This is a genomic window from Cupriavidus pampae, from assembly GCF_914271485.1.
In the GTDB taxonomy this organism is placed as follows: Bacteria; Pseudomonadota; Gammaproteobacteria; order Burkholderiales; family Burkholderiaceae; genus Cupriavidus; species Cupriavidus pampae.
In genome coordinates this window covers 612,133-633,985 of the sequence record NZ_CAJZAG010000002.1, presented here as the reverse complement: position 1 = coordinate 633,985, position 21,853 = coordinate 612,133, and the positions used below count along the sequence as shown (strand labels likewise).

General features: G+C 63.5%; 18 protein-coding genes. 9 read left to right on the top strand and 9 right to left on the bottom strand.

Features of this window, described 5'->3' with window-relative positions:
• Nucleotides 1-14: 14 nt before the first annotated feature.
• On the bottom strand, nucleotides 15-929 hold the full coding sequence (gene kdgD, locus LDO41_RS07055) for a 5-dehydro-4-deoxyglucarate dehydratase (RefSeq protein WP_223983717.1): 915 nt from the start codon (nucleotides 927-929) through the stop codon (nucleotides 15-17).
• 341 nt (nucleotides 930-1,270) lie between these two features.
• Here kdgD and LDO41_RS07050 point away from each other — a divergent pair, with 341 nt between their 5' ends.
• From LDO41_RS07050 to LDO41_RS07040, 3 genes are all read left to right on the top strand, one after another.
• Nucleotides 1,271-2,662 (top strand): MFS transporter, encoded by a 1,392-nt coding sequence (locus LDO41_RS07050; protein ID WP_223983715.1) that lies wholly within the window; start codon nucleotides 1,271-1,273, stop codon nucleotides 2,660-2,662.
• A gap of 17 nt (nucleotides 2,663-2,679) precedes the next feature.
• Complete coding sequence (gene garD, locus LDO41_RS07045; protein WP_223983701.1) at nucleotides 2,680-4,269, top strand: galactarate dehydratase; 1,590 nt, start codon at nucleotides 2,680-2,682, stop codon at nucleotides 4,267-4,269.
• A gap of 118 nt (nucleotides 4,270-4,387) precedes the next feature.
• Complete coding sequence (locus LDO41_RS07040; protein WP_223983699.1) at nucleotides 4,388-5,281, top strand: alpha/beta hydrolase; 894 nt, start codon at nucleotides 4,388-4,390, stop codon at nucleotides 5,279-5,281.
• Between the two features lie 10 nt (nucleotides 5,282-5,291).
• Here the strand turns inward: LDO41_RS07040 and LDO41_RS07035 are convergent, their stop codons facing one another.
• The 8 genes from LDO41_RS07035 to LDO41_RS07000 form a co-directional block, all read right to left on the bottom strand.
• Nucleotides 5,292-6,653, bottom strand: a complete 1,362-nt coding sequence (locus LDO41_RS07035) for a pyridoxal phosphate-dependent decarboxylase family protein (RefSeq protein WP_223983697.1) — start codon at nucleotides 6,651-6,653, stop codon at nucleotides 5,292-5,294.
• An 82-nt stretch (nucleotides 6,654-6,735) separates the two neighbouring features.
• Nucleotides 6,736-8,220 (bottom strand): HD domain-containing phosphohydrolase, encoded by a 1,485-nt coding sequence (locus LDO41_RS07030; protein ID WP_223983695.1) that lies wholly within the window; start codon nucleotides 8,218-8,220, stop codon nucleotides 6,736-6,738.
• A 32-nt stretch (nucleotides 8,221-8,252) separates the two neighbouring features.
• Nucleotides 8,253-9,713 carry a benzaldehyde dehydrogenase gene (locus tag LDO41_RS07025; RefSeq protein ID WP_223983693.1) on the bottom strand — a complete coding sequence of 487 codons (1,461 nt, stop codon included), beginning with the start codon at nucleotides 9,711-9,713 and terminating at the stop codon, nucleotides 8,253-8,255.
• Between the two features lie 412 nt (nucleotides 9,714-10,125).
• Entirely contained in the window at nucleotides 10,126-10,758 is a 633-nt protein-coding gene (locus tag LDO41_RS07020; RefSeq protein ID WP_223983690.1) for a TetR/AcrR family transcriptional regulator, read from the bottom strand.
• A gap of 100 nt (nucleotides 10,759-10,858) precedes the next feature.
• Nucleotides 10,859-11,830, bottom strand: a complete 972-nt coding sequence (locus tag LDO41_RS07015; protein ID WP_223983687.1) for a Bug family tripartite tricarboxylate transporter substrate binding protein — start codon at nucleotides 11,828-11,830, stop codon at nucleotides 10,859-10,861.
• Nucleotides 11,831-11,865: 35 nt separating this feature from the next.
• Nucleotides 11,866-12,873, bottom strand: coding sequence for an NADPH:quinone oxidoreductase family protein (locus LDO41_RS07010; protein ID WP_223983685.1), 1,008 nt, complete (start codon nucleotides 12,871-12,873; stop codon nucleotides 11,866-11,868).
• On the bottom strand, nucleotides 12,870-13,628 hold the full coding sequence (locus LDO41_RS07005; protein WP_223983675.1) for a crotonase/enoyl-CoA hydratase family protein: 759 nt from the start codon (nucleotides 13,626-13,628) through the stop codon (nucleotides 12,870-12,872). The genes LDO41_RS07010 and LDO41_RS07005 overlap by 4 nt, the downstream gene beginning before the upstream one ends.
• Nucleotides 13,629-13,653: 25 nt before the next feature.
• Nucleotides 13,654-14,799, bottom strand: coding sequence for a CaiB/BaiF CoA transferase family protein (locus LDO41_RS07000; RefSeq protein ID WP_223983672.1), 1,146 nt, complete (start codon nucleotides 14,797-14,799; stop codon nucleotides 13,654-13,656).
• Nucleotides 14,800-14,938: 139 nt separating this feature from the next.
• Between LDO41_RS07000 and LDO41_RS06995 the strand changes: the two genes are divergently transcribed.
• The 6 genes from LDO41_RS06995 (at nucleotide 14,939) to LDO41_RS06970 (ending at nucleotide 21,783) form a co-directional block, all read left to right on the top strand.
• Nucleotides 14,939-16,126: an acyl-CoA dehydrogenase family protein gene (locus LDO41_RS06995; RefSeq protein WP_223983669.1), complete on the top strand. Its 1,188-nt coding sequence runs from the start codon at nucleotides 14,939-14,941 to the stop codon at nucleotides 16,124-16,126.
• 62 nt (nucleotides 16,127-16,188) lie between these two features.
• Nucleotides 16,189-17,340 carry a CaiB/BaiF CoA transferase family protein gene (locus LDO41_RS06990; RefSeq protein WP_223983648.1) on the top strand — a complete coding sequence of 384 codons (1,152 nt, stop codon included), beginning with the start codon at nucleotides 16,189-16,191 and terminating at the stop codon, nucleotides 17,338-17,340.
• Complete coding sequence (locus LDO41_RS06985) at nucleotides 17,337-18,221, top strand: MaoC/PaaZ C-terminal domain-containing protein (protein ID WP_223983645.1); 885 nt, start codon at nucleotides 17,337-17,339, stop codon at nucleotides 18,219-18,221. Before LDO41_RS06990 ends, LDO41_RS06985 begins: the two co-directional genes overlap by 4 nt.
• Before the next feature lie 56 nt (nucleotides 18,222-18,277).
• Nucleotides 18,278-19,747 (top strand): lactate permease LctP family transporter, encoded by a 1,470-nt coding sequence (locus LDO41_RS06980; RefSeq protein ID WP_223983642.1) that lies wholly within the window; start codon nucleotides 18,278-18,280, stop codon nucleotides 19,745-19,747.
• A 131-nt stretch (nucleotides 19,748-19,878) separates the two neighbouring features.
• Nucleotides 19,879-21,423, top strand: coding sequence for a methyl-accepting chemotaxis protein (locus LDO41_RS06975; RefSeq protein WP_223983639.1), 1,545 nt, complete (start codon nucleotides 19,879-19,881; stop codon nucleotides 21,421-21,423).
• A 57-nt stretch (nucleotides 21,424-21,480) separates the two neighbouring features.
• Nucleotides 21,481-21,783, top strand: a complete 303-nt coding sequence (locus LDO41_RS06970; protein ID WP_223983636.1) for an ArsR/SmtB family transcription factor — start codon at nucleotides 21,481-21,483, stop codon at nucleotides 21,781-21,783.
• The last annotated feature ends 70 nt before the right edge of the window (nucleotides 21,784-21,853 follow it).

Genomic DNA, 21,853 nt, shown 5'->3' with positions numbered 1-21,853 from the left:
AGGGCGTCAAACTCTTACTGCGGTCCGAGCTTCTTGATCAGCGCGTCCAGCTGTGCCAGTTCTTCTTCCTTCAGGTCCGTCAGCGGTGCGCGCACCGGGCCCGCATCGTGGCCAACCAGCTTCGCGCCAGCCTTGACGATCGACACTGCGTAGCCATGCTTGCGGTTACGGATGTCCAGGTACGGCAGGAAGAACGAGTCGATCAGCTTGCCGACGGTCTCATGATCGTCCGCGGCGATGGCGCGGTAGAAGTCCATCGCGGTCTTCGGCACGAAGTTGAACACGGCCGACGAGTACACGGGCACGCCCAGGGCCTTGTAGGCAGCGGCGTAGACTTCGGCGGTCGGCAGGCCACCCAGATAGGCGAGGCGGTCACCGAGCTTGCGGCGCACGCGCACCATCGCCTCGATATCACCCACACCGTCCTTGAAGCCAATCAGGTTCGGGCACTTGTCCACGACCTTGGCCAGCAGATCGGCACCAATGCGCGAGTTGGCGCGGTTGTAGACGATCACGCCGCACTTGGTGGCCTTGCAAACCTCTTCGATGTGGTTGGCAATGCCGTCTTCGCTCGCTTCGGTCAGGTAATGCGGCATCAGCAGAATGCCGTGCGCGCCCAGACGTTCCGCTTCCTTCGCGTATTCGATTGCCACGCGGGTCGGGCCACCGGCACCGGCCAGGATGGGCACCTTGCCACGGCAGGTTTCCACCGCAGTGCGGATCACGTTCGAATAGTCCTGTTGCGTCAGCGAGAAGAACTCGCCAGTGCCGCCTGCGGCAAACAGGGCCGACGCACCGTACGGCGCGAGCCATTCCAGGCGGGCTGCATAGGTGTCAGCGCGGAAGTTGCCTTGCGCGTCGAAGTCGGTCACGGGGAACGACAGCAGGCCTTCGGAGATGATCTGCTTGAGTTCTTGCGGTGTAGTCATGTCGCTGTTCCTGATCGCCACATGGCGAATAAGAGGGTGGTAGTGGTGCGTCGAGATAAGTCATCGTACAACCAAGCCTTTCGGGAAGCAAGCACGAACCACGACTCTCAGGGTAAGCACCGAGGTGGAGCAGGGGTGCGCGGAGGCCGTCACGGTGCAAGCTAACTGAAAGGAAACCCAATGCTGACAACCCTTTACAGTGCATGTGTGCACCGCATCATAGGGTATACGCGAGATACTGGTGCACGAACCGCGTCTCTATAATCGATGTCGTACGACGACAGATCACAAGCCGATCCCGCTGCATTCCGCCCCTGGGGTCCCGGCTGTGAGGAGACCCGATGAGCATCAACCCCGCCAACACCATCCCCGCCGCGCATGCCGACTCCGGCGCGCGCCGTACCAACGTCCGCTACTGGATTCTTCTGCTGATCTTCGTGGTGACCACGGTCAACTACGCCGATCGCGCCACGCTCTCCATCACCGGCCCGGCGATGCGCCAGGAGTTCGGCGTCGACGCCGTCCAGATGGGCTTTATCTTCTCCGCCTTCAGCTGGGCCTATGTGCTCGCGCAGCTGCCGGGCGGCTGGCTGCTCGACCGCTTTGGCGCGCGCAAGATCTACGCGGCCAGCATTTTCGCATGGTCGTTCTTCACGCTGCTGCAGGGCTGGCTCGGCATCTTCGCCACGTTCGCGTCGGCGATGGTCGTGCTGTTCGTGCTGCGTTTTGCCGTAGGCCTGGCCGAGTCGCCGGCTTTCCCGGCCAACGCGAAGGTGGTGGCGAGCTGGTTCCCGACCGTCGAGCGCGGTACGGCCTCGGCCATCTTCAACGCCGCGCAGTACTTTGCCGCGGTCGTGTTCACGCCGCTGATGGCGTGGCTCACGCATGAGATTGGCTGGCACCACGTGTACCTGTGGATGGGCGGCCTCGGCATGTTGCTGGCGCTGGTATGGCTCAAGGTCATGCACAGCCCGGCCACGCATCCGTCGATCAACCGCGCCGAGCTCGAGCATATCGAGCAGGGTGGCGGTCTGATCCACATGAACGAAGGGCAGGAGAAGGGCAAATCGAGCAAGGCTGACAAGGCCGATCAGGCCGCGCCCGCCGGCTGGTTCTATGCACGCCAGCTGCTGACCAACCGCATGCTCGCCGGCGTGTATCTGGGCCAGTACAGCATCAACGTGCTCACGTACTTCTTCCTCACCTGGTTCCCGGTGTATCTGGTCCAGGCGCGCGGCATGACGATTCTCAAGGCCGGCTTCGTGGCCTCGCTGCCAGCAATCTGCGGTTTCCTGGGTGGTGTGCTCGGCGGCGTGATTTCCGACGCGCTGCTGCGCCGCGGCTATACGCTGACGGTGGCGCGCAAGGTGCCGATCGTGGCGGGCATGCTGCTGTCGGTCAGCATGATCGGCTGCAACTACGTCGATGCGGACTGGCTCGTGGTCGGCATCATGGCGCTGGCGTTCTTTGGCAAGGGCATTGGCGCACTCGGCTGGGCCGTGGTCGCGGACACCGCACCGAAGGAAGTCATCGGTCTTGCAGGCAGCATTTTCAACACGTTCGGCAACATCGCGGGTATCGTGACGCCGATCGTGATTGGCTATATCCTCAGCGTCACGGGCTCGTTCAACGGTGCGCTCGTGTTCGTGGGGATCAACGCGCTGGTGACGGTGCTGGCCTATCTGGTGATCGTCAAGGACATCCGCCGGGTAGAACTGAAGCACCCCAATTAAGCAGAGGAAGAACCATCATGTCGGTCACGTCCCCACAGACCATCGAACAAACGCCGGCGCTTCCGCCGCTCTACATCCGTATCCACGAGAATGACAACGTCGCCATCGTTGCCAATGACGGCGGCCTGACCGAAGGCGCGGTGTTCGCCGATGGCCTGGCGCTGCGCGAGCGCGTACCGCAGGGCCACAAGGTGGCGCTGACCGACCTCAAGCAGGGCGATGCGATCATCCGCTACAACGTGGTGATCGGCTACGCGCAGAAGGACCTGCCGCGTGGCAGCTGGGTCTGGGAGCGCGTGATGGATATGCCGGTGGCGCCGGGACTGACCGATCTGCCGATCGGCACGCGCCTGCCCGCGCCCATGCCGCCGCTGGAAGGCTACACGTTCGAGGGTTTCCGCAATCCGGACGGTTCGGTTGGTACGCGCAATATTCTCGCGATCACCACCACCGTGCAGTGCGTGTCCGGTGTGGTCGAGCATGCGGTGCGCCGGATCAAGGACGAGCTGCTGCCGAAGTATCCGAACGTCGATGACGTGATCGGCCTCGAACATACGTATGGCTGCGGCGTGGCGATCGACGCGCCCGACGCGGTGGTGCCGATTCGCACGCTGCGCAATATCGCGCTGAATCCGAACTTCGGTGGTACCGCGATGATGGTGAGCCTGGGCTGCGAGAAGCTGCAGCCGGACCGCCTGATGCCGCCGGGCACGATTCCGATCCAGACCGGTGCCGGTGAAGTGCAGGTGGGCGTGGTGTGCCTGCAGGATGATCAGCACGTGGGCTTTGGTTCGATGATCGACTCGATCATGACCATGGCCGAGAGCCACCTTAAGCAACTGGACCAGCGTCGCCGTGAAACGTGCCCGGTGTCGGACCTCGTGGTCGGCGTGCAGTGCGGCGGCAGCGATGCGTTCTCGGGTGTGACCGCGAATCCGGCGGTCGGCTTTGCCACCGACCTGCTGGTGCGCGCGGGCGCTGCCGTGATGTTCTCGGAAGTGACCGAAGTCCGCGACGGCATCGACCAGCTGACCGCGCGCGCGGCCACGCCGGAAGTGGCCGAGGCCATGATTCGCGAGATGGACTGGTACGACAAATACCTCGACCGTGGCCGCGTGGACCGCAGCGCGAACACGTCGCCGGGCAACAAGAAGGGCGGCCTGTCGAACATCGTCGAAAAGGCGATGGGCTCGATCGTGAAGTCCGGCAGCGCACCGATCACCGGCGTACTGTCGCCGGGCGAGAAGCTCAAGCAGAAGGGCCTGATCTACGCAGCCACGCCTGCCAGCGATTTTATCTGCGGCACGCTGCAACTGGCCGCCGGCATGAACCTGCACATCTTCACCACGGGCCGCGGCACGCCGTATGGCCTGGCCGAAGTGCCAGTGATCAAGGTAGCGACCCGCAACGATCTCGCACGCCGCTGGCACGACCTGATGGACGTGAACGCCGGTCGCATCGCCACCGGCGAAGCGACGATCGAGGACGTGGGTTGGGAGTTGTTCCAGCTGATGATCGACGTCGCCAGTGGTCGCAAGAAGACCTGGGCGGAGCATCACAAGCTGTACAACTCGCTGGCGCTGTTCAATCCGGCGCCGGTGACTTGATGCGCGGTTATCCACGCCCGCGCTGGATCGGCTAATCAACCGATCCAGCGCGTCGCGAACGAGCGATATACATATTGCACAACATCCAAATCATCAACTTGAAATATTGGAGTGCAATATGGAAATTCTTGAGAAGCGCCAGGATGCCTTGATAGCGGGATCGGAAGTCTGGCTGGTCCGACCGCAACATATCGATGACGTCCTGCGCGTGTGCGTGACAGCCAATCGCGTGCCACCGGCAGGAGAGCGTGGCGCGCTGGTGATCGCGACCGATGCCGAATTGAGTGCGGGGTCGCTGATCAGTACGATCAGGAGTTGTGCCGTTGGTCTGGACCTGCCCCTGATCTATGGGGCCAGTGTTGGCTATCCGATTGACGCCAATCCCCCGTTTGTCATCAAGCGAAACCGGGACCTGACCACGTCGTGGCCTGCCTTCGAACCGGTGACGCCCGCTCTCTTCGGCATGGCTGGTATGGCCCCGACCGGCGGGGCGGATGCGTTTCTCGCTTTCCTCGCGGATGAACTGAAACCAGCGCTTGCGGAAGCCTTCCCCATCGACCCGGACCAGGCAACGCTGACCGGGCAGTCTTTCGGCGGTCTCTTCGTTCTGTACGCGTTGTTGCATCGCCCCGATGCATTCCGACGATATCTCGCGGTCAGCCCATCGTTGTGGTGGCACGACCATGCATTGCTCGATGTCGCCGCGCGCATTGTCGAAGAAAACCCCGCTCCCGCGGCCCGCGTGTACATGTGTGTTGGCGAACTCGAGCATCGAGCAAGGTTCGCTCAGCAGTTTGGCGCGCCAATGCCCGATGCCATCAAGGACGTCGTGCAGACCGCGTTGGGCAGCGTTGACATGCCAGGCGACATGTTCGTGATGAAACAGATCCTGCAGAGATGGCAGAACGACGGCTTCTCCGTCGAGGCGCATATGTACCCTGAAGAAAGCCACGAGTCGATCATGGGCGCGGCCTTCAGTCGTGGGCTGCGGCGCCTGCACGGCACGCTGTAGCGCATCGGTGTCACGGGCCCTCCATGAGATTGAAGATCGACAGGGGGCTCGTGTCGCAGCGAACTTTCTCGGCGGCGCGCACGATCATCCGCACCCCGCCCTCGACGTCACCGGTGAGGCCCTTGTCCCCCTTGCCAGACGCCAGGCCTGCTACGCTGATACGCATGGCCACGCGACCTTGCCACGTGGTTTCGTCACACCACGTGGCACCATCGGCCCGCAGCATGTTGATGACCGCGCGAGTGGTCTCGACAGATCCTAACGAGATCAGTACGACGTCGAGCACGACCTCGTTGAGTACCTCGTATCCGGCCTTCGCGAGGCCCTCCGCGAGCGTGCGGGCATACAAACTTGACTGTTCGATCCGATCCGCGATGCCGTCGCGCCCCAGTGACAGCAGCGCGGCCCATACATCCGCGGCGAGCACGGCAGTCCCCGACATCGCGGCTTGCAGACAGGAAGTATCTCGGACTAGTACGATGCCGCTCTCTTGAGGCAGATCGAGCCATACTCGAATATCCGTCGCCCAGGAATCCGCCTCGTTGAGGCCATATGTCAGGGTGTCGAAATCGCGATGCGCGAGCGCCCAGAGACCCAGGCCACCTTCGACATGTACCCACGCCCCCGCATTTCTCGCAAGGCGGCAGACTTCAGCGGCTGGATCGAAATCACCAGTACTCGGATTTCCGGCCTGGATGCAGACGATGGTCAGAGGGTCGAGTTCTGGCAGACACTCCGGCTGTATCCGCCCGCGCCTGTCCGTTGGCACAGTAACGATTCGATGCCTTCCCAGACCCAACAGCGATAACGCGCCGAGCACCGTAGCGGGGATGTCCTCACTTGCCACGACCCGAAGCTCCGGGGCGCCATGGAGGCCGTTTGCTTCGATATCCCATCCCACCCGCGCGAGCAGGGCGTGCCGGGCCGACGCCAGTGCGGTGAAGGTTGCCATGGGCATGCCATTGACCAGGGCGCCGGCTGTGTTCTCCGGCATGCGTAACAGATCGCCTAGCCACTGCAGCGATACGTCCTCCAGCGTGGACCCGACCGATGCGTTTGCGCGAAATGCATGCTGCCCCCAGACCGCTGCGAGCCAGCTCGCCGCAATCGTCGCCGATGGCGCGACCTTGGCCGCGTGGCCCGGCCGGCTCCCGCGCGTGGCCACGTCCGTCGCCGGAGAGCCAATCTCGTCGAGGCGACTGAGGATGGCCATCCCATCGAGCCCCTTCCGCGGCAATGGATGTCTCAATTCATCAAGGCGCTGAATGGCCTTCGGGTAGGCGACTCTCGCCCGGTTTCTGAGGGACCGCAGGTAAAGGATGGATCTCAGAAATGCCTCTTGTAGAAGAGAATCTGTGAATGATTCTTCCATGATTGCTCCAGTAATGATTCTGATGGCCGATGGCGCGCGCTGCGCTTTTGGCGCAGCGCGGCTGGATCGTCCGTTTGCTCTGTTAAAGCAGTCCCATGGCCGATGCCTTGAGTGTGGCGGCGGCTCGGGTGGTGCAACCGAGTTTGCGGTATACGCTCTCGAGGTGCGTGCCCACGGTGCTGGGGCTCAGCTTGAGTTCTCTCGCCGCGCCCTTGTTGGTGGCACCGCGCGAGACTGCGCGCAGCACGTCCATTTCACGCGGTGAAAGCGGACTGTCTTCAGGCGAGCAAAGGGGTGGCGAGCGCGCGATCCGGGTGCCGTTCGATATCAGTGCGTCGACGGCTTCGGCGCAGAGTCGTCCCCGGGCTACCTCGTCACGCAGTTCTCTTGCGGCGGCTTCCGCCGACAACGGCGCGCGCCATGGCCGCGGCGAGCGCATTGCCGCCCAGGCCACCGCGGCTGCGAGTACGCGAGCTTCGAGCGATAACGCCTGATCTCGCGCACCGCGGAAGTAGCCGGAACCGTCGAGCCGCTCGTACGCGAACGACGCGAGCGTGGCCGCCTCTCCAAGCGGTCCGGGCCATTGACCTGCGCGCGAGGTCCAGTAGGGCACCAGCCGCACCTGCTCCCATGCGCTCTCGGGCAGGGACGTCGTCATCTCCCATACCTCGTTTGGCACGGCGGCGCGCCCAATCCCGTGGATCAATCCCGCGTGGTAGACGTGGGCCTGCGCGGCTTTATCGGAGGAAAGGCGGGCAAACGCGCCAGCTGCGGTAGCGGCGACCGTGCGCGAGAACCCCGTCATCCAGGGCAGCTTCAGATCGATGACATCGGCGATCAGCCCGGCCGAAGTCTTGAACTCCATATGCGGTGTGCGCAGCGCCATGTCGAGCCTGGCCGCGGAGGTAGCTTCCAGCTCAGCCAGCCAACTGGCCGCATGGCTCGTCACAATCGAGACCAGCCACGCGGGATACCGCCGATCCGCGCGTTCCGCGATCAGCCCGAGCGCGACGTTCACCCCGAACGTGCGGCCTAGCACTTCCAGATCGCCGGCCAGTGCCACCACGCACACGGCAAGCGGCAGCGCATCTCCCTCGATATGCCTTGGCTGTCCACTACCGTCCCATGCTTCCAGAATATGGCGCAATGCGGCTTCGGTCGCCGGCGCCAGCCCGAGCATGTCGCTCACCGCTGCCGACACCTCGCAGTGGATCTGCGCGAGCGGCCGCAGCGCCGTGTTCATATTCCCGACTTCCGTCAGCGGCTTGATCGCTGCCGAACGGCCTTCGAGCATCGCCATTCGGATCGCAATATCGTCGCCAAAAATCTCGGCAAAACCGCCGGCGTTGGCGGTGCAGCCGGACCACCGCAGCAGCGCTGCCTCGCATACGGTGCCTTGCATCGATGCGTCCAGGCGCGCGCTTTGCGCGAGGCGCATGGCCAGCCATGCTGTGCGCGGTGAATGATCGGTTGGCTGTCCCATGCTGAGGTCGCCGATAAAGGCAAGCGCCTTCACGGCGTCGAAGACGCGAAGCAGATAGCGTCTGCGGCCTGTGTTGTGGTTCATCGTGAGTCAAAAAGCGAAACTGGGATGCGCGGTCAGAACGGATAGACGATCGGTTCGTCGCGGGCGCTTACCCACTGGGTCTGGGTGAACGCATGGAAGTTCGCGGGTCCACCGAATCTGCCGCCGTTGCCCGATGCGCCCACGCCGCCAAACGGCACGTGGAACTCGTTATTCACGGTCTGATCGTTGATGTGCACCATTCCGGCCCGGAGGCGCGACGAGAGCGCAAGGCCCCGCGCCAGCGATCTGGTGTGAATGGCGGCGGCCAGACCGTAAGGGGTGCCATTGGCGAGCGCGATGGCTTCGTCGTCATCGTCGAACACGGTGAGTGGCGCGACGGGACCGAAGATCTCCTCCGAGAATGCCGGCATCACGGGCGTGACGTCGGACAGGACCGTCGCTTCGTAGAGCAGGCCGTCATGACGGCCGCCGGCCAGCAGCGTGGCGCCAGCCGCGATGCTTTGTTTGACGATGCCATCGACGCGGCTGAGTTGCGGTTGATTGATCAGCGGGCCCAGATGCACGGCTTGCCGATGGGGGTCACCTACCTTCAGGCTTTGCGCGCGCCGCGTTAGTTTGGTGGCATACAGATCGGCGATCGAACGATGGACCAGATGACGGCCGGTCTGAATGCAGACCTGCCCTTGATGCAGAAACGATCCCCAGGCGCCATTGGACGCAGCGGCATCGATATCGGCATCGTCCAGGACGATCATGGCGTTGTTGCCGCCCAGTTCGAGCACGACCTTCTTCAGCATCCGGCCGCAGGTCTCTCCGATGGAGCGCCCCACGGCGGTCGAGCCGGTAAATGAGATCATGCCGACGTTGGGGTGTCGCACGAGGGCGTCGCCGGCCACGGGGCCGCCGGGGATGACATGCAGGACCCCGGACGGGAGACCCGCATCTTCGAACACCTTGGCCAACACCAGACCACCGGTGACGGCGCTTTGCTGGGCGGGCTTCAGGATGACAGCGTTGCCCATGGCCAGGGCCGGAGCGACGGACCGGATCGCGAGGAGAAGTGGAAAATTCCACGGGGCGATCACGCCAACCACGCCGATTGGCAACTGCCGAGATAGATTGAGCCGACCCGGTATCGACGATGCGTACATGGCACCCGCCGGCTGCAGCGGCATGGCGGCCGCCATCTGCAATTGCTCGTATGACGCCTGCAGCTCCCACTGCGCCTTTGCAAGCGTGGAGCCACACTCGCGGACATTCCATGTGTTGATCTCGTCCGCGCGAGATTTCAACAGACGGGCTGCTTCGCGGATGACTTCCGCGCGAAGGTCGAAGCTCATCGCGCTCCAGACCGGCTGTGCCGCGCTGGCCAGATCTGCCGCGCGGTCGATGTCCTCCCGAAGGCCTGTGCCGATCGTGGCGAGCTTTTCGCCTGTGGCAGGTTCGATAACCTCGGCGACATGTCCCGAGCCAATATGCCAGCCATCCGAAAAGATTCGACCTTCCCAATCGGCCTCGTAATTATTAATCATAAATAGCAGTCCGCATTATTTAATTTGTCGTCGATAAATAAATTACCGAGGTCGCTGACATGGAACGTCAATTAAAATATTGCGGATACTATGCCCGGGCACCCCGAAGTGCGTCAAGGAAGGGGGGCGCAATCCGAAGCGGCGCAAAGCCGCTCGCGAGGCGCCGACACGGGAGGCGGAAGCGTTGGGAAACTTGTGCGGAAAGCGCGGAGATGACGCGGTGGCGCGGCAAAGGAGGTAACTGGGTGATGACGGTCGGTGCTGGGGAGGGCGTCGGCACCGCACCGGACATCCATCGCGCTATCGGTTAATCAACCGATAAAATGAGGGATAAACTGAAGGCTTTCTGAAAGTCATATAAATAAATATCGCACATTGATTTTCTAAATGCATTGTGCTGAAAATTCACCAGCTACCGATTCAACCCATTCACCGCATACCTCGCAATCTCCGCGGCAATATTCTCGCGATCCTTCTTGGTTTCGCTCTTGCGGGGCTGATACCAGCGCGACGTCCAGTTCAACGCCCCCAGCAGTGCCTTGACCACGATGCGTACGTCCATCTCGCGGAACTCGCCGCTGGCGACGCCTTCCTCCAGCACCTGAAGGTAGAGCCGCTCGTTGCCGTCGCGCAGGGCGGTGATGCGTTTGATCTCGGCTCGTTCTTCTTCCGTCGTGCGTCCGCCCAGTTGCAGTTCCAGACCTTGCGCGGCCACGCGCAGGTAGTCGAGATGTTCCATCATCAGCAGCGCATGCGCGAAGGCCATCGCCTCCAGGCGTTGGCGCGCCGGTGCGTCCGACGCCGCGGCGGGTTCGATGGCGGCGCGGGTCAGTTCCATGGCGCGGCGCTGCACCGCGAAGAACAGGATCGTCTTGCTACGGAAGTGGTAGTAGATGATCCCCTTGGTCGCCCCATAGCTGTCGCTGATATCGTCCAGCGACGTGGCGGCAAAGCCAAGCTTCATGAAGATCGAAGCCGCGGCGTCGAGGATAGCCAACTGCTTCTCGTCGCCTTCCGGGGTGCCGATCTGACGTTTTCGTCCCATACCTGTGCTCTCTTGCTCTTCTTTGCTGATGCGGTCTTGTTAGCGGAGGGGTGCAAAGATATCAGAATTACTTGCCAGCGCGGCACCGCCAGCCCTGGCGTTACAGCTTGGGAATATTGAAACGATCCACCAGCTTCGACTCGCGCTCGATCTCGGATTTCTGGAACGTGCGAAGTTGATCGGCGGTACCCGGGAAAGCGCTGAAGTTGTTCTGATCCAGATACTGCGCCGTCTCGGCGTCCTTGAAGACGGTCAGCAGCGTGTTTTCCAGCCGCGCCACCACCTGTTTGGGCGTGCCTTTGGGGGCAAAGACGCCCCACCATGCCACCTGGAAGAACTCCTTGTATCCGAGTTCCTGCAGTGTCGGCATCTCCGGTTCGGATTTCATCCGGCGATCGGACGTGAGGGCAAGCATGCGGAGCTTTCCGCCTTTCACCAAAGGCAGCCCCGCGCTGTATTCCGCGATGGCGAAGTCCACCTGCTTGCCAGCAAGATCGGTCAGCGTGGGACTGCTGCCCTTGTAAGAAATGGCATTGGCCTTGGCGCCTACCAGTGACATCAGCCACTCGGTAGCGATGTTGTAGGTGGCACTGCCGCTTCCATAGTTCAGCTTACCCGGCCGCTTTCTGGCATCGGCGAACAGATCTCCCGCAGTCTTGTAAGGAGAATCGGCAGGAACGTACAAGCCCATCGGCGAGTACGCCAGACGCGCGACCGGTTCCAGATCTGTGAGAGGGTTGTAGGGCAGCTTCTCGTAGAGCGCCACGTTGGTGGTGACGGGGCCGTTGGCTGCCCACAGCAGCGTATACCCATCGGCCGGCGCGTTGATCACGGTTTGCGCCGCGATGATCGCGTTGCCGCCGGGTTTATTCTCGATGACGACCGCCTTGCCGAGTACCGCTTCCATGCGTCGCGCGGCATAGCGAGCGACGGTATCGGTTCCGGAACCGGGCGGGTAGGGCACCACCAGCTTGATCGGACGGTCGGGATAGTCGGCCTGGGCGACTGCCAGCCCTGGCGTTAGCGACATGCCGACACCAAGCAAGGCCATTGCTGCGATGTACTGCTTCATGTTTGTCTCCTCTTCGGGTAATAGTTTTGTCGTTCTCAGATCGTGGTGTCGGGATGCAGGACCACGCGGCCGATTACCTTGCGTTCTGTAATCGCATCCAGTGCGTCCCGGTATCGTTCGAGCGGGAACGCAGCAAAGGTCTCGGGGCTAAGCCGTCCCGCCGCGGCCCAGCCCAGCATTTCATCGAATGCACCGCGCACACGCTTCACCACTGATGCCGGCGGCAGTTGCTTGCCCCATCCCATGTAGTAGCCCCAATAGATTCCGATGACGGTGACGTTCTTGACCAGCACCAGGTTGGCGGGAATCTGCGGAATCGTTCCGCCGGCAAAACCCATCGGGATGATTCGCCCGTCCGGCGCAATGCATCGGAGCGACTCGCTGAACGTGTCGCCACCCACAGGATCGAAGATGACATCCGCACCGCGCTGAGCGGTTTCGCGCAGGACCACGTCGCGGAAGTCCTCCTCGCGGTAGTTGATCGCAATATCGGCACCGTGACGCCGCGCCGCCTCGAGCTTGGAGGCATCGCCTGCCGTGGCAATCACGCGCGCGCCGAGCATCTTGCCGATCTCGATCGCCGCCAGGCCACTGCCGCCCGCGGCGCCGTGCACCAGCAACGTCTCGCCGGGTGCAAGGGCCGCGCGCCACTTGAGCGCGCCATATGCCGTGGCGTAGATCGTGGGGAATTGCACCGCGGCGTCGAAGTCGACCGCGTCGGGCAAGGCAAACACCGTGGACTCCGGCGCAACGACTTCCTCGGCATAGCCACCAATCCGCACCCCCGCGACCACGCGATCGCCCGGTTTGAAGAGGGAAGTCTGGTCGCCGCACGCCAGCACCACACCGGCCACCTCGGTGCCGGGCGTGAACGGTGGCTCCCAACGGTTCTGGTGCTTGCCTTCGAGTACCAGCAGATTGGCAAAGCTCACCCCCGCGGCATGCACTCGGATGCGGATACCATCAGGCCGGAGGACCGGCGGGGCGACGTCAGCGTATTCCGTATGCGCTAGCCCGAGCTGGCGACAGACGACGGCCTTCATGCGACGGCTCCATGCCGGCCCATGCCTGCGGCAAAGCGACTGGCTCCCGCCTGCGCCTCCACACGCTTGGCACGCTCGGCGAGATCCGCTTCGATAGCGAGCGCGGCATGCATGGGCTCACCGTCCTGCCGGTACACGGATTCACGATCGGAATTCATGGCGATCTGCGGGAACGCGGCCATGGTGGCCGCCAGGCTTTCCGCAGCCGCGCGCGCCGTACCATCTGGCACCACGCGCGTGGCCAGACCCATCTGCAGCGCTTCCTGCGCCGAAACCGTACGCGCGGTCAGCAACATGTCCAACGCCACGCTGGTGCCGACCAGTCGCGGCAGTCGCACCGTGGTGCCGTCGCTCATCGGCACGCCCCAGCGGCGGGAGAGCACGGCAAAGGCGGCCGATTCCTCGGCGATGCGGATGTCGCACCACAACGCGAGCCCAAGGCCACCCGCGCACGCATGACCGGCCACGGCGGCAATCACCGGTTTGCGTGCCGGCCGGGAAAGCGGGCCATCGGTGCCGGCCCACGCGTCGTACTCCGCGCCACCCGCCAGCTCCTTGAGGTCCGCGCCCGCGCAAAAGGCACCTCCCGCGCCGCACAGCACGGCGACCTTCGCTTCGTCATCGTCCTCGAACGCACGCAGCGCGGCCCCCAGCGCGGCGGTCGCTTCGCGATCGAGCGCGTTGCGTACCGCGGGCCGGTTGATGATGATGGTGGTGACTGCGCCGTTCTTCTCGGTCAGGATCTTGTCGCTCATGGCTGCGGTGTCTTGTAGTGTGGGATCAGGAGGCTTGCCCGGCGAATTCGTCGCGGAGCGCGGTGCTGTGTTGCCCGAGGCCAGGCACATGGCCCAGTACACGCTCTTCGCCGCGGAACTTCGCCGGTGGCGCCACGAGCCTGGCTTCCCCGTGCACGGTAGGCACCGTGACGCGTCGCAGTTGCGGATGGGTGGAAAGCTGGGTGACGTCGTTGACCGAGGCGAAGGCAATCCGTGCCGCCTGTAGCGCTGCGATGACTTCCGCCTTGGTCATCGTTGCCAGCGTCGTCTTGATCTCCCGATCGAGGACCGTGCGATGCTCGACGCGCGAAAGATTGCTGACGTACTCCGGCTTCTCCAGCAGCTCGGGACGCTTGAGCACATCCTGCGCGAGTCGCTTCCATTCCCCGTCGTTCTGGATGCCGATCAGCACGGTTTCTTCAGCACCAACGGCACCGCCGACCGGGAACGCGCCATAAGGTGCGATGGTCGGATGGGACAATCCAACGCGCGGCCAGATCATCCCCGCGTATTCGTAATGCAGTAGCGGCACGGTCATCCAGTCGCTCATCGCATCGAACAGCGACACATGGATGGCACTACCCGCGCCCGTGCGTTCGCGTTGCAACAATGCTTCGAGGATGGCCGCGTGCGCGTACATGCCGGTGGCGATATCGCACGCGGAAATACCGATGCGGCCGGGCGCATCGGGGGTGCCGGTCACCGAGGCGATACCGCTCTCCGCCTGCACGAGCAGGTCATACGCGCGCATGCCGGCGTAAGGACCGTCCTCGCCATAACCGGTGATATCGCATGTAACCAGTCGGGGATGACGCGCGCGCATGTCTTCCCAGCCGAACCCTGCACGCTTCGCCGCGCCGGGGCCGAGGTTCTGAATCAGCACGTCGGCCTCGCCGATCATGCGCTGCAACAACGCGGCATCGTCCGGATTGGCAAAGTCCAGCACGATCGACTCCTTGCCCCGGTTGAGCCAGACGAAGTAGGTGCTGTCGCCGTTGACCGCGGAATCGTAGCCACGCGCAAAGTCGCCCTCGACGCGCTCGATCTTGATGACGCGCGCGCCGGCGTCTGCCAGGCGGGACGAAGCGTAGGGGGCCGCGGCGGCCTGTTCGACGGCCACTACGAGTAATCCTTCGAGGGGCAATGCCATCGTGTCTCCGTATGTTGGTCTTGTGCTTGAAAATAATGCTACGCAGTAGTATGTTTTTGGTCAAGCCCGATTCGCATCGATTGCGTTCGGTTCTACACCGCGCGGATTCCTCGCCCTCCGCACGAGCCATATGCGACCAATGAAGCCATCCCCTACGCCGCTGGACCACCTTGATCTTCCATTCTTTGAAAGCAGGCACCACGCGGCCGCCGAACAGATCCTTGCATGGACCACATCCGCGTTTGCATCGCTTCCGCCGCCCAGGACGACGGGCGAGATCGATCAGCACTGCAGGACGCTGGTGCGCAGCCTTGGTGAGGCGGACATCCTTGCGCTGTGCGTGCCGCGCATCGATGCATCGGGCAACGCCAGTCTCGACTCGCGCGCGCTATGCCTGGCGCGCGAGCTGCTGGCGCAAACCAGTCCGCTTGCCGATTTCAGCTTTGCGATGCAGGGCCTGGGGTCGGGCGCAATCTCGTTGGCGGGGTCGCCCGAGCAGAAGGCGAGCTATCTCGACGACGTGGCGCAAGGCCGGAAGATTGCGGCCTTCGCGCTATCCGAACCCAACGCCGGTTCGGACGTGGGTGGCATGTGCTGCGAAGCCGCGCGACGGCAGGGCGGTTACGTGCTCAATGGCGAGAAAATGTGGATCTCCAACGGCGGCATCGCGGATTTCTATGTCGTCTTTGCCCGAGAGCCGGGCACCGCGAGATCCGCGGGCGTGTCCGCATTCATCGTCGATGCCGACAACCCGGGTCTGGAGATTGCCGAGCGCATCGACGTCATCTCGCCGCACCCGCTGGCAAGACTGCGCTTCCGCGATTGCCATGTCGATGCCAGCATGCGACTGGGAGAGGAGGGCGCGGGGTTCAAGCTGGCGATGCGCACGCTCGACATCTTCCGCACATCGGTGGCTGCCGCGGCCTTGGGGTTTGCCAGAAAGGCCCTGCGGCTTGGCGTCGAGCGCGCGCTCTCGCGCGAGATGTTCGGCAGTGTGCTGGCCGATATGCAACTGACTCAGGCCATGCTGGCGGATATGGCCACAGCGGTGGAGTCGTCCGCATTGCTGGTCTATCGTGCCGCATGGATGCGCGATCAGGGCAAGCCGACGCCGCGCGAGGCCGCCATGGCCAAGCTGGTCGCCACGGAGTCCGCGCAACGGGTAGTGGATGCCGCGGTGCAGCTCTGGGGCGGGGCCGGGGTCCGCGTGGGCGAGGAAGTCGAAGCACTCTATCGCGACGTACGCGCGCTGCGCATCTACGAGGGCGCCAGCGAGGTGCAGCGACTGATCATCGGCAGTGGCATCGTCAAGGCCCACCGGGTATAACGACCGATATCGACGTCAACAGCAACGACAACAACAACGACACCGATACAGGAGACAGACATATGGCAGGTGCTCTCGAAGGAATTCGCGTCATCGACATCACCACGTTCCTGATGGGACCGGTGGCCACGCAGATGCTCGGCGATATGGGTGCCGATGTGATCAAGGTGGAGCCGCCCGAAGGCGACCCCACCCGCGGTATCGGGCAGAAGCGATCGCCCGGCATGGGCTCGTTCTTTCTCAACCTCAATCGCAACAAGCGCAGTGTGGTGCTTGACCTGAAGCAACCGTCCGGACGCGAGCAGCTTTTGTCCCTGATTGCCGGTGCCGACGTCGTGGTGCACAACATGCGCGCGGGCGCGGCGCAGCGGCTTGGTGTCGACTACGCGAGTCTCTCGGCACGGTACCCCCGTTTGATCCACGCCACGGCACAGGGGTTTGGCAAGGGCGGGCAGTATTTCGATCGACCGGCGTACGACGACGTCATTCAGGGCTTGAGTGGCGTGCCCGGATTGAATCGGCGCATGACGGGTCAGTCCGGCTATATCCCGATGCTGTTGGCCGACAAGCTCTGCGGTGTCTACCTGTACTCCGCCATCACCACCGCGCTGCTGCACCGCGAGCGCGCCGGTATCGGACAGGAGGTGCAAGTACCGATGCTCGAGACCATGGTCGGCTTCAACCTGCTCGAGCATATGGCGGACCATGTGTTCGTGCCAGAGCCCGGGCAGACCGCCGCACCGATCGGGTATGGCCGGGTCTTCAGCGCGGTCCATCGTCCGCTCAGTACCCTCGACAAGCCGCTGTGCATCGTTGCCAATACCGATGGGCAATGGCATCGCCTGTTTGAGCTGATTGGCAGGAGCGATCTGCGCGACGATGTACGTTTCGCCACCATCGGGCAACGCATCGTCAATGTCGTGGCGCTGTACGACATCGTGGAAGCCGCGCTTGCCGCGAAGACGAGGGAGGCGTGGCTGGAAGCGTTCGCCGCGGCGGAGGTGCCCGCAGGGCCGGCCAACGAGATGGAAGACGTCCGCGCCGATCCGCATCTGGCGGAGACAGACTTCTTCCAGGTGTTCGATCACGCGTCGGAAGGGCAACTTCTGATGCCGCGCAATGCGATGCAGTTGTCGGCAACGCCGCCTGATATTCGATACGGTCCGCCCCGGCTCGGGGAGCATACCGAAGCGATACTCGGAGCGCAGTCGTGAGTCAGCCCGATCTTCGGCGTCTGGTGGACTTCGAGATTCCGGAGCAACGGCAGGCGTACGGCCCGAAGGATTGCATCCTCTATGCGCTGGGGCTCGGATTCGGATACGAGGCAACGAGCGCCTGCGATCTCAGCTATGTCTACGAGCGCGACCTGATCGCCATACCGACGCAACTGGCGGTATTGGCCGCGTCCTCAGACTGGATGCGCGACCCGCGGACCGGCATCCGCTGGGAGCATCTGGTCGCGCTGTCGCATGACATCCATCTGGCGAAGCCTCTGGCTTCGTCGGGAACCGTGCGCGCGCGGACCAGGGTGGAAGCCGTCTTCGACAGAGGCCCGGAGCGGGGCGCGATCATTCACTGGCGCCGCGTTGTGGTGGACGCGCACAGCGGACAGGAGATCGGCTCCGTCAATGGTCAGGCCCTTGCACGCGCTAATGGGGGCTTTGGCGGTGACGCGCCCATCCGCAGACGTCATGCCGGCTTTCCGTCGCGACCCGCTGACCATGTCACCGCATCGACGACGCATGCGAATCAGGCGCTGCTCTATCGCTTGAGCGGGGACCTGAATCCACTCCACGCCGACCCCGAGATCGCGCGCGCGGCGGGCTTGCGGACGCCGATCCTTCACGGGCTTTGCAACCTTGGCATTGCGGCAACGGCAACCGGGAAAAACTGGCGCGGGGGATTACCGCAGCTTCGTAGCATCGGCGCGCGATACGCCGACGTGTTCTATCCCGGCGATACATTGCGAACGGAGGTCTGGCATGAGGACGGTGCCGCGCTGTTCCGTTGCAGCTCCGTTCGAACCGGGCAGGTCGTCATTGACGACGGCATTGGGAGATTCTTCGACCGGCCGAATCCAGAAGAGGGTGTTTAGCCGCAAAGTGCTTTTTGTGCTAAAAACACGGGTCATTTTTCCGGGATGAGCGATCCGTGCAATATCTTGTCTGGGCAACCCCGGCCATGCTCGTGGTTGCGGCGATTGTCAGCGGGCGTCTGTCCGTGGCCAAGGCGGCCGTGCTGGGGCTTCTGGCATCGGTGCCGGTGGCGGTCTTCTATGGCGCCACGCCGTTTGGCTATCGCGACGTGGCGTTTGCGCTGGCGAGAGGAACATGGATCGGCCTGACCATTGCGCCTTATGTCTTTGGCGGGCTGCTGTTCTGGCAGGTTGCGGCGCGGTATGGGTCGACCGTCGACACGCGATCGTCGTTGCCGTCGAACGTCCCCGACACCGCCCCGAAAAAACGTCGGCATCTGTTCTTCGCCAGCTTTCTGATTGGCCCCTTCGCGGAATCCGCCACCGGCTTTGGCGTAGGCATGCTGGGCACGGTCGGTATGCTCAGGAATTTCTCCATCGCACCTCGGCATCTGATGGTCTTCGGACTGCTGAGCCAGACCATGATCCCGTGGGGTGCGATGAGCAGTGGCACGGCGCTCGCCGCAGCCTATGCGCGCATTCCGGCGGCCACGCTGGGCCTCTACTCGACGGTCCCCGTGGCGCTACTGATGCCGGTCTGGCTGACCATGTTCTGGCGCACCGCCAAGGGCGCGGGCTTCGCGGGGTCGGTCGGTGACTGCGTCAGGGAAGCGTCGTGGATCGCGGTGGGCATGCTGCTGCTGGCGGCCGCCAACGCCACGATCGGACCCGAGACCGCGCTGCTGGCGGCATACGGCGTGCTGATAGCGGCGTACTACCTGCTGACGCAACGCCCTGGCAAGGATGAGCTCACGCTCGCCTGCCGCAAGGTGTTGCCGTACATATTGCTGATTGCCGGACTGGCGCTGATCCGGCTGCATCCGGGTATCCGTGGCGCACTGGCATCGCTGGCAACGCTCTCGCCGTTTGCCGACCTGCCGCCGCTGCATCTGCTGCTGCATGCGGGCATCTGGCTGATCGTCGGCGCGTTGATCACGGCGGTGGTCACGCGACAGACCAACCTGTTGGGCGTCGAGGTGCGCGGTGCGTGGCGCACGGGACATCAGGCCATTATCACGGCGTTCCTGTTCGCCATGATGGCGGAGGTCACTACGCGTGCCGGCATCGCCGGTGCCATTGCCAGCGGGCTGATGGACAGCCTGCATCAGAATGCCGTGCTGCTGGTACCGCTGGTCTCGGGCTCGTTCAGCATTCTGGCGAACAGCGGCACGCCGCCGAACAGCCTGTTCCTGCCATCGCTGCAGGCGTTGGCAGTGCAGGCGGGTCTGAGCGTGGCCGCCGTGGCGGCGGTCCAGCACGTATCGGGGATGTCGCTGGGTTTCTTCTCGCCAGTGCGCATGACCATCGCCGCGACGTTGTCGGACGGCAAGGGGGAGGAGCGCGCGGTCTACCGGTTCCTGCTGCCGTATGCGGTGGCGAGCTTTGGCATCATGACGGTGATTGCGTTCCTGGTGGTGTCGGTTTGATGACAGGATGAGTAGACAAGACGTGCATGCGATAGGCATGCAATAAGGAGCGAGTCGGGGCTCAAGTAATGTTGCACCGCACCGTTAGCCAAGCGGAGTTTGTCCGGTGTTCATCCGCTTTGCTCTCGATCATGCCCAAGACCCTGACCATCCGGACCCGTCTGATCGTGACGGTGTCCATCCTGTTCCTGCTCGCGCTTGGCGTCGGCATTGCCGGCCTGCTCGGCCTGCAAGCCGCCACGCGCGCGCATGAGTCCACATACGCCAATCAACTCGCGTCCGCGCTCGCGCTGGCGGAATCGGATCTGAGCATGACGCGCGCGCGCACCGCGCTCGACCGCGCGATGCTGTATCCCGAAGCCAAGGACGCGTCGAAGCTGCTGGACCGTACCGAAGAGCTCGCGAAGCGTGCCGACGAGGCGTGGAAACAGTACCTGACGTTGCCGCGCGATGATGAGGAGAATCGGCTCGCGACCGAGGTGGCCAATAAGCGCGACGCCGCATGGCGCGATGGCCTGGCGGCGATCATCGCGGCGCTGCGCGCGAACGACCGCGCGTTGGCGGATCAGGTCATGCAGGGCAAGGTATCGAAGCTGTTCCGCGATGCCAATGAAACCGGCGGCAAGCTCGCGCAGTATCAGATGGATCGCGCGAAGCAGAACTTTGAATCGTCGCAGCAGGCGTATCACGCGTTTCGCAACGGCATGATGGCGGCGATGGTGGTGTCGTTGATCGTGGCCGTGGTGTGCGGCGTGTCGCTGCTGCGCGCGATCATCGTGCCGCTCGATGGTGCGCTGGAGCAGTTCGATCGCATCGCCGACGGCGACCTGACGCATGAGGTCCACGTGGTGCGCCACGACGAAATGGGGCGCCTGCTGGAAGGTCTTGCCCGCATGCAGCATAGTCTCGCCGACACCGTTGGACGCGTGCGTCAGGGCTCCGAATCGATCTCGGCCGCGGCGCGGCAGATCGCCGCCGGCAATGCCGACCTATCGGCGCGCACCGGCGCGCAGGCGGCCTCGCTGGAGCAGACTGCGGCCAGCATGGAGCAGATGACGTCGACCGTGCGCCAGAACGCCGATAACGCACGACAGGCCAGTCAGCTCGCAGTAAGCGCGGTGGATGTGGCTCACCAGGGCGGCGCCGTGGTCGGGCAGGTGATGACGACGATGGCCGATATCAGCAGCGCTGCGAAGACCGTGGCCGAAGTGATTGGCGTGATCGACGGCATTGCCTTCCAGACCAATATCCTCGCGCTCAACGCGGCCGTCGAAGCGGCGCGCGCGGGCGAACAGGGCCGCGGCTTCGCCGTGGTGGCAGGGGAGGTGCGCAGCCTTGCCCAGCGCAGCGCCAACGCGGCGCGCGAGATCAAATCGATGATCGAAACCTCGCTCACGCATGTGGAGACGGGCAGCGGGTTGGCAAGCAACGCGGCCAGCACGATGGAGGAAGTCGTGCGCGCGATCCGCCGGGTGACGGACATCATGGGCGAGATCGCCGCGGCATCGAGCGAGCAAAGCAGCGGCATCGAACAGGTCAACCGCGCGGTGACGATGATGGATGAAGCGACGCAGCAGAATGCGGCGCTGGTGGAAGAGGCGGCAGCTGCCGCGACGTCGCTCGAGGATCTGGCGCATCAGCTCGATCTGACGACGGCGGCCTTTCGGGTGCACTGATAGCGGGGAGGAGGGGCGTACATTGACATATCGAGAAAAGCCGATATACTTCGGGCCATGGATCTGCTCGAAGTTTTCAAAGCCCTCTCGAACCGTACTCGCCTCGATATCTTGCGAGGCTTGAAGAATCCCGCCAAGCACTTTCCGCCGCAGGATGAGGGTGACGTGAATGTCGTGGGCGTATGCGTCAGCAGTATTCAGGAAGGCGTAGGACTGTCGCAATCGACGGTGTCGGACTATCTCGCCACGCTGCAACGCGCGGGCCTGGTCGAAGTTCGGCGCATCGGGCAGTGGACCTATTACAAGCGGAACGAAGCCGCCATCAGCGCGCTTGCCGAGATCGTCGGCAAAGACCTGTAAATTTTTTGCTCGGATATATCGATAAATCTCGATATCCCTTTTTATCGAAGCGGAGGTATGGAATGAAAGC